1 protein-coding gene is annotated in these 1,072 nt (G+C 70.6%); it reads left to right on the top strand.

Annotated features, from left to right (window positions below):
* Positions 1 to 96: 96 nt before the first annotated feature.
* A partial coding sequence (locus ABZV38_RS40545; protein WP_356333992.1) for a transposase occupies positions 97 to 1,072 on the top strand: 976 nt, incomplete at its 3' end.

The following is a 1,072-nucleotide window of genomic DNA, read 5'->3' as shown; positions in this document are numbered from 1 at the left end:
GACTCTGCTGCGCAATTCGCTGCGGGGGTGGGGTCGGGTCCGTCATGATCGTTCCTGAGGTCGCTTCTCTGTCGTGCGGCCGTGGAGGCGGTACGGATGTCGATGCGGCCGGTGGGGCTGCCGGAGATCCCGGAACAGACCGTGGCGGTGGCGCGGGCGGCGTTCCCGAAGGGAAGCCTGGCGATACGGGTGCGGGACCGCCTCGCGGAAGTCTTCGTCGCCGAGCCGTTCGCGGGGGCATTCGGGGTGCGTGGGGCTCCGGGGCTGTCGCCGGGGGTGTTGTCGCTGGTCACGGTGTTGCAGTTCGCCGAGGACCTCACTGATCGACAGGCTGCGGCGATGGCGGTGCGGGCCATCGACTGGAAGTACGCGCTCGGGGCGGAGCTGACGGACACCGGCTTCGATGCCAGCGTGTTGTCCAGGTTCCGGGCCCGGCTCGCGGACAACGGCATGGAGCGGGTGGTCTTCGACCGGCTCCTTGAGCACTGCAAGGACGCCGGTCTGGTGGTGGCCGGGGGCAAGCAGCGCACCGATTCCACCCATGTGATCAGTGCGGTGCGGGACTTGAGCCGGCTGGAGCTGGCCGGGGAGAGCGTGCGGGCGGCGCTGGAGGCTCTGGCGGTCGCGGCGCCGGTCTGGCTGGCCGGACAGATCGACGTAACGGAGTTCGCCGAGCGGTACGGACCGAGGACCGACGGCTGGCGGATGCCGTCCTCACAGGCCAAACGCGACCGCCTCGCCCAGGTCTTCGGCCAGGACGCCCTCGCCCTGTGCCGGGCGGCCTGGGCCGAGGACACCCCGGTGTGGATCCGTGAGGTCGAGGCGGTGCATCTGCTGCGGCAGGTCCTGGTGCAGACCTACATCATCCGGTCCGATGCCCGGGGACGGCAGGTGATCAGGAAGCGGGACGCCGACGACGGCGTCCCGCCCGGTCAACTCCGCCTGGCCTCCCCCTACGACGCGGACGCACGCTGGGCGGCCAAGGGCGATGACCTGTTCTGGATGGGCTACAAGATCCACCTCACCGAAACGTGCGGCACACTCCCCGACGCCGACGCCGACGCCGACGCCG

Origin of the sequence: Streptomyces sp. NPDC005181 (assembly GCF_040608395.1) — a bacterium.
Taxonomy (GTDB): domain Bacteria; phylum Actinomycetota; class Actinomycetes; order Streptomycetales; family Streptomycetaceae; genus Streptomyces.
Note: the sequence above shows the minus strand (reverse complement) of the source record. Positions and strands in the feature narration are given on the sequence as shown.